We start from the raw sequence: 13122 nt of genomic DNA, 5'->3' as shown, positions 1-13122 counted from the left end.
TCGAATGGATTTGGTACTCGACCTGCTCGCCACCGTGTCTCGCTGGAGCCGCAGCAACCTCTCGGAAATCGCCCTGGCCCTGGTGGGCTGCCTGCTGGTGTTGTTTGGTGCTGATTTCAAAGGTTGGGTCGAACAGCGCCTGGGCAGTGTCGCCGGCGCCTTGCGCGTACCGCTGATGTCTCTGCTTTGCATGGTCGGCAGCGGTGCGGCGCTGATCTACGCCACGCCGTGGATCGTCAAAGGCTTGAGCCAGTTCAACAACTACAGCCTGGCGCCCGTGCTGCTGGTGGTGTTGGTGTTGATTGGCGTAGTAGCTGATCGCCGCTGATTTCCACAGGCACAAAAAAAACCGTAGGAGCCGGCTCGCTGGCGATGGAGTGTCAGACACATCAATGTTGACTGACACTCCATCGCCAGCAAGCCGGCTCCTACAGGTTTGTAGCGTTTGGCTTAGGACAGTTTTTCGAACTTCAAATCCCACACGCCATGCCCAAGACGTTCGCCACGGCGTTCGAACTTGGTGATCGGCCGCTCGGCCGGGCGCGGAACGCACTTGCCGTCTTCAGCCAGGTTGCGATAACCCGGCGCAACGTTCATCACTTCCAGCATGTACTCGGCATACGGTTCCCAGTCGGTGGCCATGTGCAGCACACCGCCGACCTTCAACTTGCTGCGCACCAGTTCAGCGAACGATGCCTGAACGATGCGGCGCTTGTGATGACGGCTCTTGTGCCAAGGGTCCGGGAAAAACAGCATCAAGCGGTCCAGGCTGTTGTCGGCCACGCAACGGTTGAGCACTTCGATCGCGTCACAATCGTAGACCCGCAGGTTGGTCAAACCCTGGGTCAGCACGCCATTGAGCAACGCACCCACCCCCGGGCGGTGCACTTCCACGCCGATGAAATCCTGCTCCGGCGAAGCAGCGGCCATTTCCAGCAGCGAGTGGCCCATGCCGAAACCGATTTCCAGCGAGCGCGGCGCCGAGCGACCGAACACTTGGTCGAAGTCCACCGGCGCGTCGGCCAATGGCAGCACGAACAGCGGCGTGCCCTGCTCCAGGCCTTTTTGCTGGCCTTCGGTCATGCGCCCGGCGCGCATCACGAAACTCTTGATGCGGCGGTGTTGGCGCTCGTCGCCTTCTTCCGTCTGGATTGGCGTGTCGTTCGATTCAGTCATCAATGGCTCTTACTTGATCAGACCATCCAGCGGCGAAGAGGCGCTGGCATAGAGTTTTTTCGGCATACGGCCGGCGAGGTAGGCCAGGCGGCCCGCGACGATCGCGTGTTTCATGGCTTCGGCCATCATGATCGGCTGCTGGGCGTGGGCGATAGCCGAATTCATCAGCACCGCGTCACAACCCAGCTCCATGGCGATGGTGGCGTCGGAAGCCGTACCGACACCGGCATCCACCAGCACCGGGATCTTGGCTTCTTCGAGGATGATCTGCAGGTTGTACGGGTTGCAGATTCCCAGGCCCGAACCGATCAGACCGGCCAGCGGCATCACCGCAATGCAGCCGATTTCCGCCAATTGACGGGCGATGATCGGGTCATCACTGGTGTAGACCATCACGTCGAAGCCTTCCTTGACCAGCGTTTCGGCGGCCTTGAGGGTTTCGATCACGTTGGGGAACAGGGTTTTCTGGTCGGCCAGGACTTCCAGCTTCACTAGGTTGTGGCCGTCGAGCAACTCACGGGCCAGGCGGCAGGTGCGCACGGCTTCGATAGCGTCGTAGCAACCGGCAGTATTCGGCAGGAAGGTGTAGCGGTCCGGCGACAGTACTTCGAGCAGGTTCGGCTCGCCTTCGATCTGGCCAAGGTTGGTACGACGCACGGCGAACGTGACGATCTCGGCACCCGAGGCCTCGATGGCTAGACGGGTTTCTTCCATGTCACGGTACTTGCCGGTACCGACCAGCAAACGCGACTGGTAAGTACGACCGGCCAGGACGAAGGGCTTGTCGCTACGAACGATGCTCATGGGAAATCCTCTGTAGGGGTGAGGGTCTTGCAGAATTCTCGGCCCATGCGGGCCAGACGGCTAGCCGCCGCCGATGGCGTGCACGACTTCGACGTTGTCGCCGTCGTTGAGCGTGGTGTCTGCATGCTGACTGCGCGGGACGATATCCAGATTGAGCTCGACCGCCACCCGGCGTCCGGTCAGGTCCAGACGGGTCAGCAGGGCCGCAACGGTTTCACCGTCGGGCAGTTCAAAGGATTCGCCGTTCAACTGAATGCGCATGCTGGATGCCGCCATCATTTTTAAGGGCTGGCATTCTAGCCCGATCAGACTGGGCGACCCAAGCCATTCGTCATGAAATGGACCGTGCAGTCAGCTCAACCGCCAGGCGGCGAGCCCCAGGCAGAACCAGCCCACCAGAAACGCCAGCCCGCCAAATGGCGTGATGATGCCGAGCTTGCTGACACCGGTCAGGGTCAGCACATACAGGCTTCCGGAGAACAGCAAGATGCCGATGGCAAACGATGCGCCGGCCCACGTCACCAGGCGCCCGGGAATCTGCGTGGCCAACAACGCGACACCCAAAAGGGCCAGGGTGTGCACCAATTGATAGGTGACGCCGGTGTGGAAAATAGCCAGGTACTCGGGCGTCAGGCGGTTTTTCAGGCCATGGGCGGCAAACGCCCCAAGGCCGACCCCGGTGAAGCCGAAAAAAGCAGCCAGCATCAGAAAGCCACGCAGCATGAAGAACTCCAGTCAGACTCGATCAACAGGGTCTGTATAATGGCCCGCTCCACGGGTTCGGCCAAGCCATCTCTATGCTGCGTATCTATTTCCGTCGTTTCACGAAGGCCGTGCTCTGGTTCATGGGCGGCAGCGTATTGCTGGTGCTGATTTTTCGAGTGGTGCCGCCGCCCGGGACAACGCTGATGGTCGAGCGCAAGATCGAATCCTGGATCGACGGCGAGCCCATTGACCTGCAACGCACCTGGAAACCGTGGGATGAAATCTCCGACGATCTGAAGGTTGCGGTGATTGCCGGCGAAGACCAGAAATTCCCCGAGCATTGGGGCTTTGACTTCGGCGCGATCCAGAAAGCCCTGGCCCATAATGAACTCGGCGGCACTATCCGCGGTGCAAGCACCCTGAGCCAGCAAGTTTCGAAGAACCTGTTTCTGTGGTCCGGCCGTAGCTGGATTCGCAAAGGTCTGGAAGCCTGGTTTACCGCGCTGATCGAAGTGTTCTGGCCCAAGCAGCGGATTCTTGAGGTGTACCTCAACAGTGTCGAGTGGGATGACGGGGTGTTTGGCGCTGAGGCTGCGGCCAGGCACCACTTTGGTGTGAGCGCTAAAGCTCTCAGCCGCCAGCAATCGAGCTTGCTGGCAGCCGTCTTACCCAACCCGAGAGTCTGGAGTGCGAGCCATCCCACCGGCTACGTGGCGCGACGCGCAGGCTGGATACGGCGACAGATGAGTCAGTTGGGTGGGGATAGTTATCTGGTGGGGCTCAACGATTCGCGTCGGGCACCTTGGTCCCAATAACACCGCCCCCCTGTAGGAGCTGGCTTGCCAGCGATTTCGATTTGCCTGATACACCGTGCCGCCTGGATCGCCAGCAGGCCGGCTCCTACAAAAAACATCGCCGAACCCAAGACTTCGTGCACAAACAAAAACGCCCCGATCAATGATCGGGGCGTTTTTTATTGCCTGCTCGCCGGTTATGCGGCGATCGACAACTTGAGCTTGTTCATCGCGCTCTTTTCCAGCTGACGAATTCGCTCGGCCGACACGTTGTACTTCTGCGCCAGGTCGTGCAGCGTGGCTTTCTCTTCAGCCAACCAGCGCTGGTAGAGGATGTCACGGCTGCGGTCGTCCAGCACTTCCAGCGCTTCGTGCAGGTTGTGGTTGGAGTTGTCGCTCCAGTCGGCGTCTTCCAGTTGACGGGCCGGGTCGTACCGGTGGTCTTCCAGATAGTTGGCCGGCGACTGGAAAGCACTGTCGTCGTCGGCTTCTGCTGCCGGATCGAAGGCCATGTCGTGGCCAGTCAGGCGACTTTCCATCTCGCGCACTTCCCGCGGCTCTACGCCGAGGCTTTCCGCCACACGATGGACTTCCTCGTTGTTCAGCCATGCCAGACGTTTCTTCTGGCTGCGCAGGTTGAAGAACAGCTTGCGCTGGGCCTTGGTGGTCGCGACTTTCACGATGCGCCAGTTGCGCAGAATGAACTCGTGAATCTCAGCCTTGATCCAGTGCACAGCAAAAGACACCAGGCGCACGCCCATTTCCGGGTTAAAACGCTTCACAGCCTTCATCAGACCGACGTTGCCTTCCTGGATCAGGTCAGCCTGAGCCAGACCGTAGCCGGAATAGCTACGGGCGATATGTACGACAAAACGCAGGTGGGCGAGCACCATCTGCCGAGCCGCCCCCAAATCCTGCTCATAATAGAGACTCTCGGCCAGTTCACGCTCCTGCTCCGGCGTCAGCAATGGAATGCTGTTGACGGTGTGCACATAGGCCTCCAGGTTCGCACCCGGGACCAGAGCATATGCAGGTTGCAAAGAATTGGTCATACGAAAAAACCTCCCACTTACAAACTCGTGCAGTTCAGCACTGCGAAAATTGACCGGAAACCGAAAGACAAGTTCCCAAAAACGCTGAAAGGTCAATACGAGCAAAATGATACTACTTTGGCGCAAGCTCCCTCAGGTGGCGTGCGACTGCAATCCATGCACCGATATACCCCAACAGCACCGCGCCAAGCAAGAGAGACAGACCGTCGGCAACTGGCACTCCGGCCAGCGCAAAATCACTGCCGTACAAACCGGCCAGTCCAACCACCGCGTCGTTCAACCAATTCAGGCCAAACGCCAATACACCCCAGGACAGAATCCCCGCACCGAAGCCATACAGCGCGCCCATGTACAGAAAGGGCCTGCGTACATAGCTGTCAGTGCCGCCGACCAGTTTAATCACTTCTATCTCTGTGCGGCGGTTTTCAATATGAAGACGAATGGTATTGCCTATCACCAAAAGTAATGCAGAAACCAGAAGCACCGTCAGACCAAAGACAAATCGGTCACCGAGCTTGAGGATCGCTGCCAGACGCTCGACCCAGACTAGATCAAGCTGTGCCTGTTGCACCTTCGGCAGCTCGGAAAGTTTTTGTCTTAATGCTTCAAGCGCCGGCTTGTCGACTTCGTTTGGTGTCACCAGAACCACGCCAGGCAACGGGTTTTCCGGCAGTTCCTTGAGCGCTTCACCCAGACCAGACTGCTGCTGGAACTCTTCCAGTGCCTGATCCCGGCCAACGTATTCAGCATCAGCCACGCCAGGCATACTTTTGATCTGCTCGCGCAACGCTTCGCCTTGCGCAGGGCTTGCCTCGAGTTCCAGATACAGGGAAATCTGCGCCGCACGCTGCCAGGAACCGCCAAGGCGTTCGACATTACTTAGCAAAAGTGACAGCCCCATGGGCAAGCTCAGGGCGACGGCCATCACCATGCAGGTGAAGAAGCTGCCGATAGGCTGTTTGCCCAAACGACGCAAGCTGTCCAACAGGCTGGCACGATGACTTTCGATCCAGGCACGGAACAGCGTGGCGAAGTCCGGGCCGTCATCGTCGTCGCGTTTTTTCTTGGTCGGTTGCGGGTCAGCGGCCTTCGGCGCGACGCGCTCGGATACTTTTGGACTGCGTGTCGCACTCATACGCCAGCCTCCCCATCGCCGATCAATCGACCACGTTGCAGGGTCAGCATGCGGTGGCGCATGCGGGCGATCAGTGCCAGGTCGTGACTGGCGATCAACACGCTCGTGCCCAGACGGTTGATGTCTTCGAACACGCCCATGATTTCTGCCGCAAGTCGCGGGTCGAGGTTACCGGTCGGTTCGTCCGCCAACAGCAGTGCCGGGCGGTGAACGATGGCGCGAGCAATACCTACGCGCTGTTGCTGACCGGTAGACAGGTCGCCAGGGTACAAGTCGGTCTTGTCCGAGAGCGCCACGCGCTCCAGGGCCGAATCCACGCGCTTGGCAATTTCAGCCTTGGACAGACCAAGAATCTGCAACGGCAGCGCGACGTTGTTGAACACCGTGCGATCGAACAACAGCTGATGGTTCTGGAACACCACGCCGATTTGCCGCCGCAGGAATGGAATCTGCGCATTGCTGATGGTGCTCAGGTCCTGCCCGGCCAGCAGCAATTTGCCGGTGGTTGGTCGCTCCATGGCCAGCAGCAGGCGCAACAGGGTGCTTTTACCGGCGCCGGAGTGGCCGGTGACAAACAGAAACTCGCCCCGACGGACTCGAAAGCTCAGCTCATGCAAGCCGACGTGACCGTTCGGGTAGCGTTTACCGACCTGTTCGAAACGAATCATGAACGCTCCCGCTCGGCAAACAGTGCCTGGACAAAGGGTTCGGCTTCAAAAGTACGCAAATCGTCGATGCCTTCACCGACGCCGATATAGCGGATCGGCAGGCCAAACTGTTTGGCCAGGGCGAAAATCACCCCGCCCTTGGCGGTGCCATCGAGCTTGGTCAGCGCCAGCCCGGTCAGTTCGACGGTCTGGTTGAACTGCTTGGCCTGGTTGATGGCGTTCTGGCCGGTACCGGCGTCGAGCACCAGCAACACCTCGTGCGGCGCGTCGGCATCGAGTTTGCTGATGACCCGGCGAACCTTTTTCAGCTCTTCCATCAGGTTATCTTTGGTGTGCAGGCGGCCAGCGGTGTCGGCGATCAACACATCGATGCCACGGGCCTTGGCGGCCTGCACGGCATCGAAAATCACCGATGCCGAGTCAGCTCCGGTGTGCTGCGCAATGACCGGAATCTTGTTGCGCTCACCCCACACCTGCAATTGCTCGACCGCAGCAGCACGGAAGGTGTCGCCAGCGGCGAGCATGACTTTCTTGCCTTCCAGTTGCAGCTTCTTCGCCAGTTTGCCGATGGTGGTGGTCTTGCCGGCGCCGTTGACGCCAACCACTAAAATCACAAACGGCTTGTTTTGCGAAGTGATTTTCAGCGGCTGCTCGACAGGCTTGAGCATCGCCGCCAGCTCGGCTTGCAGGGATTTGTACAGTGCATCGGAATCAGCCAATTCCTTGCGCGCGACCTTTTGGGTCAGACGTTGAATGATCACCGAGGTGGCTTCGACGCCGACGTCAGCGGTCAGCAAACGGGTTTCGAGGTCATCGAGCAGTTCGTCATCGATGGCTTTCTTGCCCAGAAACAGACTGGCCATGCCTTCGCCAATGCTGGCGCTGGTCTTGGACAGGCCTTGCTTGAGGCGGGCGAAGAAACCGGCTTTGGTTTCTTCGGTGCGTACTGGCTCGACGGGTGTTTCGACCGGTGCGACGACAACTGGAGTGATATCAGGTGCAGGTGCAGGCGCTTGAACAATCGGCGCAACCGGCGGAACGAATGCAGGGACCGCTGGCTTGGGCGCAGCCTCAACGACTGGCGCAACAACAGGTTCAACAACCGGAGCCTGAACCGGTTCAGGTGCCAAAGCCACCTGCACAGGAATCGGCGGCGTCACGTGCGGCGCCTGCTCATCTTCGACCAGCGCAACCGGTTCTTCCGCCACCGGCAACGTCAGCCAAGGTTCGGCGACGGGGGTCAGCGGCAGCTCGGCCACAATTTCAGGTTCGGGCTCGGCAACTGGTTGCAACACCGGTTCGGCGATGGGCAAGACAACGGGCGCTGGCTCTGCATCCATCACCGGCGCAGGCGTTGGCTCTGGAAGTGGCTGTGGCTGTTCGACGACGGGTTCCTGCGGTTTTTTACGCAGCCATCCGAACAGGCTTTTCTTCTCGCCAGCCGCAGCTGGGGTCTTCTTGTCGTCGTTGGAACCAAACATGGAGGACGGCTATCTCACGGTAGCGACGCGCCAATGGCGCCCCGGCAAATAAAAATTCGATGCAGAACAGACTGCGATTGACCCAGCTTGTTCACGCGCAACATTTTGTCGAGGTGCTCACCAGCGCCTCAAGGAAATCGATTTCTCATTGGACTAAAGCAGCAAAATCGGCGAAAAAGCGGAATTCAGTTGATAAATCCAGACCTTCCGTCGCAAACCGATTCAACCTGATCAAGCATAAAGACCTGATAGGCGTGGTCGCCGCTAAAACGGATCAGTATCCTAGCACCCTCTCGCCCGCTGACGCTAAGAACAAGCGGGCAGCCCCAAAGGTTTAAAAACGAATGAATGCTCTAGCCCGCCGCGCCGCAGGCCTGCTGCTCAGCACAGTTTGCCTGCCCCTTTCGGCCCTGGCTGCCGACCCGCAACCCACCCATGAATTTACCCTCGACAATGGCTTGAAGGTCGTTGTCCGCGAAGACCATCGTGCTCCGGTGGTGGTTTCCCAGGTCTGGTACAAAGTCGGCTCCAGTTACGAGACGCCGGGTCAGACCGGTTTGTCCCATGCCCTGGAACACATGATGTTCAAGGGCAGCGACAAAGTCGGCCCAGGCGAAGCTTCGCTGATCCTGCGTGACCTCGGCGCCGAAGAGAACGCCTTCACCAGCGACGACTTCACCGCGTATTACCAGGTGCTGGCCCGTGATCGCCTGGGCGTGGCCTTCGAACTGGAAGCCGACCGCATGGCCAGCCTGCGCCTGCCGGCCGACGAGTTCGCCCGGGAAATCGAAGTCATTAAAGAAGAACGCCGCCTGCGCACCGACGACAAGCCGATGTCCAAGGCCTACGAGCGCTTCAAGGCCATGGCTTACCCGGCGAGCGGCTATCACACGCCCACCATCGGCTGGATGGCGGACCTGGACCGCATGAAGGTCGAAGAACTTCGCCATTGGTACCAATCCTGGTACGTACCGAACAACGCCACATTGGTAGTAGTGGGCGACGTGACCCCGGACGAAGTCAAAACCCTGGCCCAGCGTTATTTCGGCCCGATCGCCAAGCGCGACGTGCCATCAGCGAAGATTCCTCTGGAACTGGCCGAGCCCGGCGAACGCCAGATCACCCTGCACGTGAAGACCCAATTGCCCAGTCTGATGCTGGCCTTCAACGTGCCGAGCATCGCCACCGCCGAAGACAAACGTTCGGTGAATGCCTTGCGCTTGATTTCCGCCCTGCTCGACGGCGGCTACAGCGCACGCATCCCGACACAACTGGAACGCGGCGAAGAGCTGGTGTCCGGCGGTTCGTCGAGCTACGACGCCTACACCCGAGGTGACAGCCTATTCACCCTGTCGGCCTCACCGAACACGCAGAAAAACAAAACCATCGACCAGGCTGAAGCCGGTTTGTGGAAGCTGCTCGAACAGCTGAAAACCACTGCGCCGTCTACAGAAGAGCTGGAGCGCGTGCGCGCGCAGGTCATCGCCGGCCTGGTTTACGAGCGGGATTCGATCACCAGCCAGGCCACCGCCATTGGTCAACTGGAAACGGTCGGCCTGTCCTGGAAACTGATGGACACCGAACTCGCCGATCTGGAAAGCGTGACACCACAAGATATCCAGAACGCCGCCAAGCTGTATTTCACCCGCGAACGTCTCAGCGTTGCCCATGTTCTGCCAGAGGAGACGACTCATGAGTGAGCGTAAAAAACCACGCTTGGCCCTGCTCGGCCTGATCGTCGTCGCCCTGATCGGGTCCGCCGCGTTCTATTTCTCAAAAACAGAAGAGTCCAATGCCAGCGAAGCGCTGGACAAAGCCAAGGCCAGTCAGAAGCTGCAATCGCTGACCGAACTCAACGGCAAGCCACCGAGCCACCGCAAACTTGACGTGCAGACCTGGAACACCGCCGAAGGCGCCAAGGTGTTGTTTGTCGAAGCGCGCGAGTTGCCAATGTTCGACATGCGCCTGATCTTTGCCGCCGGCAGTAGCCAGGATGGCGCCGCGCCCGGTCTGGCACTGCTGACCAATGCCATGCTCAATGAAGGCGTGGCCGGCAAGGACGTCAGCGTCATCGCCCAGGGCTTCGAAGGCCTGGGCGCCGATTTCGGCAATGGCGCTTACAAAGACATGGCCGTTGCGTCCCTGCGCAGCCTCAGCGCTGTGGATAAACGTGAACCGGCATTGAAGTTGTTTACCGAAGTCGTCGGCAAACCCTCCTTCCCCGCCGACTCGTTTGCCCGCATCAAGAACCAGATGCTTGCCGGTTTCGAGTATCAGAAACAGAACCCCGGCAAACTCGCCAGCCTGGAACTGATGAACCGCCTGTACGGCGATCATCCGTACGCGCACGCCAGCGATGGCACTGCCAACACTGTTCCAGCCATCACCATCGCGCAGTTGCGGGCCTTCCACGAGAAAGCCTACGCGGCGGGTAACGTGGTGATCGCACTGGTTGGCGATTTGTCCCGCGCCGAAGCTGAAGCCATTGCCGCGCAGGTGTCCGCCGGCCTGCCCAAGGGACCCGCCCTGCCGAAGATCGCGCAACCGGCCGAACCCAAGGCCAGCATCGGTCACATCGAATTCCCGTCGAAACAGACCAACCTGATGCTCGCGCAAATGGGTATCGACCGTGACGACCCGGACTACGCGGCACTGTCCATGGGTAACCAGATTCTTGGCGGCGGCGGTTTCGGTACTCGGCTAATGAGCGAAGTACGCGAGAAGCGCGGCCTGGCGTACGGCGTGTATTCGGGCTTCACCCCGATGCAGGCGCGTGGCCCGTTCATGATCAACCTGCAAACCCGCGCCGAAATGAGCGAAGGCACCCTGAAACTGGTGCAGGACGTTCTCGCCGATTACCTTAAAACCGGGCCGACCGAAAAAGAACTCGACGACGCCAAGCGCGAACTGGCCGGCAGCTTCCCGCTGTCCACCGCCAGCAACGCCGATATCGTCGGCCAACTGGGCGCCATCGGCTTCTATAATCTGCCGCTGAGTCATCTGGAAGACTTCATGCAACAGTCCCAGAACCTGACCGTCGAGCAAGTCAAAGCCGCACTGAACAAACACTTGAGCACGGACAAAATGGTCATCGTCAGCGCTGGCCCGACCGTGCCGCAAAAGCCGTTACCGGCCCCATCTGATAAACCTGCCGAGCAACCGCTCGGGGTTCCGGAGCATTAATGGCCACTTCTCGCCCAAAAAAACCAGTTCATAACGTGCATAACGGCGTGAACCAATTGCGCATCATCGGCGGCGAATGGCGCAGCCGTAAGCTGAGCTTCCCTGACGCTCCGGGCCTGCGCCCGACGCCGGACCGGGTGCGCGAAACCCTGTTCAACTGGCTCGCGCCATACGTTCCTGGCGCCAAAGTGCTCGATCCATTCGCCGGCAGCGGCGCGCTGTTTCTCGAAGCCTTGTCCCGTGGCGCCGCCATGGGCCAGGCGCTGGACGCCAGCAGCCTCGCCGTGTCCAGCCTCAAGGAGCACTTGGGCACCCTGCGCTGCACCAACGGCCAGGTCCAGACCGCCGATGCGCTGCGTTATCTGGAAACCCAACCAGCGGTCGCCTACGACTTGGTGTTCCTCGACCCGCCGTTCAATCAAAACCTGCTGCCTGCCGTCTGCACGCTGTTAGAAGAGCGCCAATGGCTGGCAGAGGATGCGTGGGTGTACACCGAAAGCGAATCCGCGCCGTCGACCCTCGGCCTGCCGGGCAACTGGCGCCTGCACCGGGAGCAAAAATCCGGGCGCGTGTATTACTCGTTGTGGCAACGCCTCGCTGAAAAACCCGCTGAATAAAGCGCACGGGCAGGCCGCTGGCCTGCCCGGTACGACGGCTGTTTCTTAAAACGCAACACATCTGAAGTGGTTTGTTTCTCTGTTTCTGGCTCATCGTAAACGTGCGAAATGTCTCGCATGGATGCATGGATGATTAACGGATGAACAAGCTAACGACTGAACGAACGCCCAACCCCACCCATGAGTTAACCCTCGACAATGGCCTGAGGGTCATTGTCCGCGAGGATCACAGAAGCCCTCAGGTCGGAATCACACTGGTTTTTGCCGTAGGAACTGATGACGAGCGCCCCGAAGATTTCGGGGTCACAGCGGTATTACAAGATGCTCTGATGCGTGACTATGACGACTTCATCAAAGAGACCGGAGCCACTCATCAAAACTTCGGAGGCCTTGAAAGGTTGAGCGACAGCCTACTGATCGCCCCCGAACACCTGGAAAGCGCTCTCAAAATCCAGTCGACCATCATGACGGACGAACTATCGGATGAATTGCTGCGCACTTGTCTGGACGAGGCACTTCTGTACAACAAGGAAAAGTCCTTGTTCATATCTGCAGTTAGTTTTAGTCCGGAAATCGACGCACTGGTAACCACCGGGCACAGTTACTACAGGCCCCGGGAAACGATTGCCGACAATCTTGAGCGACTGACCTTCGAACATCTCAGAAACTGGCGCCAGAGCCGGTATTGCCCCAGTAATGCCTGCCTGGTGATTGTCGGCGATGTCGAGGCTGAAGAGGCAAAACGACTGGTCGAGCGACACTTTGGATCGGAGGACCAGCGCGTCGCTCCCTTCAGGCCCTTGATAAAAGGACCGACAGAACCCGGCTACCGCCAGATAACGCAATTTCTGGATACCGACTACCCGCTGATGCTCTTCATATTCAACACACCGGGGATGGAAAACGCCGCCGACCCGCAATCCGTCAGAGCACTGGAAGTCCTGGATTGCCTGTTTAAGTCCTCCGCACGCCTGAAGTCATTCGAGAATGACGACCGCTCGACAATCTTTGCGAATGTCTTTCGACTCTGTCGAGCCAATAATCAATTCACCCTCGCTTTCTACTTCAAGGGTGATCCGCAGCAAGCCGAAGCTGATCTGTGGGCATTGCTGGATGACGTCAAGCGCGTGCCGTTCACTCACGAGGAAATCGAGCCCGCCACCATGCAGGAAAGCACCACTCTGCAAGCGCTCTATGACAACCCCTTTGAACGGTCGAGGAGCATCGGTCATCTTGTTGCAACTGCTCAGCCATGGCAGTTGATCGATCTTGAGGTCGCGCAATTACGCAGCGTCACTGCGCAGGATATTCAGCGGGCAGCCAACGCTTGCTTCACCCGCGAACGCGCAACCGTGGCTCATGTGTTTCCCATCGAGAAAAATACCTCCGACGTAACCGGGACCTCTGCCTGATCATCAGTTCTGGAAAACCGGCCCCGGTGTTCCCACTGCACAGGGGCCTGTTTTCATCGGTCGCGAATCCATCTGGTTTATGGCAAGTTAGCAAC

At 59.1% G+C, this 13122-nt stretch carries 14 protein-coding genes; 6 read left to right on the top strand and 8 right to left on the bottom strand.

The genetic code is table 11. The features are described 5' to 3' along the window. Positions 1-4 precede the first annotated feature (4 nt). Positions 5-328 carry a DUF3392 domain-containing protein gene (locus ABVN21_RS24925; protein WP_339556549.1) on the top strand — a complete coding sequence of 108 codons (324 nt, stop codon included), beginning with the start codon at positions 5-7 and terminating at the stop codon, positions 326-328. Between the two features lie 122 nt (positions 329-450). Here ABVN21_RS24925 and trmB read toward each other — a convergent pair whose 3' ends face one another. The 4 genes from trmB to ABVN21_RS24905 all read right to left on the bottom strand — a co-directional run bounded on the left by trmB (position 451) and on the right by ABVN21_RS24905 (position 2703). After that, a complete protein-coding gene (gene trmB / locus ABVN21_RS24920) occupies positions 451-1176 on the bottom strand; it encodes a tRNA (guanosine(46)-N7)-methyltransferase TrmB (RefSeq protein ID WP_339556548.1) in 726 nt (241 codons plus the stop codon). 9 nt (positions 1177-1185) lie between these two features. Continuing rightward, positions 1186-1980, bottom strand: coding sequence for a thiazole synthase (locus tag ABVN21_RS24915; RefSeq protein ID WP_032884143.1), 795 nt, complete (start codon positions 1978-1980; stop codon positions 1186-1188). 60 nt (positions 1981-2040) lie between these two features. Then, the gene (gene thiS, locus ABVN21_RS24910; RefSeq protein ID WP_007953386.1) at positions 2041-2241 is read right to left on the bottom strand and encodes a sulfur carrier protein ThiS; all 201 of its coding nucleotides are present in this window, start codon (positions 2239-2241) and stop codon (positions 2041-2043) included. Between the two features lie 90 nt (positions 2242-2331). Then, positions 2332-2703, bottom strand: coding sequence for a DUF423 domain-containing protein (locus ABVN21_RS24905; RefSeq protein WP_150773672.1), 372 nt, complete (start codon positions 2701-2703; stop codon positions 2332-2334). Positions 2704-2777: 74 nt separating this feature from the next. Here ABVN21_RS24905 and mtgA point away from each other — a divergent pair, with 74 nt between their 5' ends. After that, complete coding sequence (gene mtgA, locus ABVN21_RS24900) at positions 2778-3500, top strand: monofunctional biosynthetic peptidoglycan transglycosylase (protein WP_339556547.1); 723 nt, start codon at positions 2778-2780, stop codon at positions 3498-3500. A 176-nt stretch (positions 3501-3676) separates the two neighbouring features. On the opposite strand, the gene rpoH is transcribed toward mtgA, so the two are convergent. The 4 genes from rpoH to ftsY all read right to left on the bottom strand — a co-directional run bounded on the left by rpoH (position 3677) and on the right by ftsY (position 7815). Beyond that, positions 3677-4531, bottom strand: a complete 855-nt coding sequence (gene rpoH / locus ABVN21_RS24895) for an RNA polymerase sigma factor RpoH (protein WP_007897890.1) — start codon at positions 4529-4531, stop codon at positions 3677-3679. Positions 4532-4643: 112 nt separating this feature from the next. Continuing rightward, complete coding sequence (gene ftsX / locus ABVN21_RS24890) at positions 4644-5666, bottom strand: permease-like cell division protein FtsX (RefSeq protein WP_339556546.1); 1023 nt, start codon at positions 5664-5666, stop codon at positions 4644-4646. Next, positions 5663-6334 carry a cell division ATP-binding protein FtsE gene (ftsE, locus tag ABVN21_RS24885; protein WP_034147564.1) on the bottom strand — a complete coding sequence of 224 codons (672 nt, stop codon included), beginning with the start codon at positions 6332-6334 and terminating at the stop codon, positions 5663-5665. The genes ftsX and ftsE overlap by 4 nt, the downstream gene beginning before the upstream one ends. Continuing rightward, positions 6331-7815, bottom strand: coding sequence for a signal recognition particle-docking protein FtsY (gene ftsY, locus ABVN21_RS24880; RefSeq protein WP_339556545.1), 1485 nt, complete (start codon positions 7813-7815; stop codon positions 6331-6333). Before ftsY ends, ftsE begins: the two co-directional genes overlap by 4 nt. 344 nt (positions 7816-8159) lie before the next feature. Between ftsY and ABVN21_RS24875 the strand changes: the two genes are divergently transcribed. The 4 genes from ABVN21_RS24875 to ABVN21_RS24860 all read left to right on the top strand — a co-directional run bounded on the left by ABVN21_RS24875 (position 8160) and on the right by ABVN21_RS24860 (position 13027). Further along, positions 8160-9515 (top strand): pitrilysin family protein, encoded by a 1356-nt coding sequence (locus tag ABVN21_RS24875; protein ID WP_339556544.1) that lies wholly within the window; start codon positions 8160-8162, stop codon positions 9513-9515. Then, positions 9508-10998 carry a pitrilysin family protein gene (locus tag ABVN21_RS24870; RefSeq protein WP_339556543.1) on the top strand — a complete coding sequence of 497 codons (1491 nt, stop codon included), beginning with the start codon at positions 9508-9510 and terminating at the stop codon, positions 10996-10998. Before ABVN21_RS24875 ends, ABVN21_RS24870 begins: the two co-directional genes overlap by 8 nt. Beyond that, entirely contained in the window at positions 10998-11615 is a 618-nt protein-coding gene (gene rsmD, locus ABVN21_RS24865; RefSeq protein ID WP_339556542.1) for a 16S rRNA (guanine(966)-N(2))-methyltransferase RsmD, read from the top strand. Before ABVN21_RS24870 ends, rsmD begins: the two co-directional genes overlap by 1 nt. Positions 11616-11755: 140 nt before the next feature. Then, positions 11756-13027, top strand: a complete 1272-nt coding sequence (locus tag ABVN21_RS24860) for an insulinase family protein (RefSeq protein WP_339556541.1) — start codon at positions 11756-11758, stop codon at positions 13025-13027. The last annotated feature ends 95 nt before the right edge of the window (positions 13028-13122 follow it).

The sequence above is a fragment of the Pseudomonas sp. MYb327 genome, assembly GCF_040438925.1.
In the GTDB taxonomy this organism is placed as follows: Bacteria; Pseudomonadota; Gammaproteobacteria; order Pseudomonadales; family Pseudomonadaceae; genus Aquipseudomonas.
The sequence above is the reverse complement of the archived record's forward strand: the minus strand, read 5'-3'. Positions and strand labels throughout refer to the sequence as shown.

Bases quoted from the DNA above. Each gene is read 5' to 3' on its own strand.
- ABVN21_RS24925 (WP_339556549.1), top strand. From the start codon at position 5: ATGGATTTGGTACTCGACCTGCTCGCCACCGTGTCTCGCTGGAGCCGC.
- trmB (WP_339556548.1), bottom strand. From the start codon at position 1,176: ATGACTGAATCGAACGACACGCCAATCCAGACGGAAGAAGGCGACGAG.
- ABVN21_RS24915 (WP_032884143.1), bottom strand. From the start codon at position 1,980: ATGAGCATCGTTCGTAGCGACAAGCCCTTCGTCCTGGCCGGTCGTACT.
- thiS (WP_007953386.1), bottom strand. From the start codon at position 2,241: ATGCGCATTCAGTTGAACGGCGAATCCTTTGAACTGCCCGACGGTGAA.
- ABVN21_RS24905 (WP_150773672.1), bottom strand. From the start codon at position 2,703: ATGCTGCGTGGCTTTCTGATGCTGGCTGCTTTTTTCGGCTTCACCGGG.
- mtgA (WP_339556547.1), top strand. From the start codon at position 2,778: ATGCTGCGTATCTATTTCCGTCGTTTCACGAAGGCCGTGCTCTGGTTC.
- rpoH (WP_007897890.1), bottom strand. From the start codon at position 4,531: ATGACCAATTCTTTGCAACCTGCATATGCTCTGGTCCCGGGTGCGAAC.
- ftsX (WP_339556546.1), bottom strand. From the start codon at position 5,666: ATGAGTGCGACACGCAGTCCAAAAGTATCCGAGCGCGTCGCGCCGAAG.
- ftsE (WP_034147564.1), bottom strand. From the start codon at position 6,334: ATGATTCGTTTCGAACAGGTCGGTAAACGCTACCCGAACGGTCACGTC.
- ftsY (WP_339556545.1), bottom strand. From the start codon at position 7,815: ATGTTTGGTTCCAACGACGACAAGAAGACCCCAGCTGCGGCTGGCGAG.
- ABVN21_RS24875 (WP_339556544.1), top strand. From the start codon at position 8,160: ATGAATGCTCTAGCCCGCCGCGCCGCAGGCCTGCTGCTCAGCACAGTT.
- ABVN21_RS24870 (WP_339556543.1), top strand. From the start codon at position 9,508: ATGAGTGAGCGTAAAAAACCACGCTTGGCCCTGCTCGGCCTGATCGTC.
- rsmD (WP_339556542.1), top strand. From the start codon at position 10,998: ATGGCCACTTCTCGCCCAAAAAAACCAGTTCATAACGTGCATAACGGC.
- ABVN21_RS24860 (WP_339556541.1), top strand. From the start codon at position 11,756: ATGAACAAGCTAACGACTGAACGAACGCCCAACCCCACCCATGAGTTA.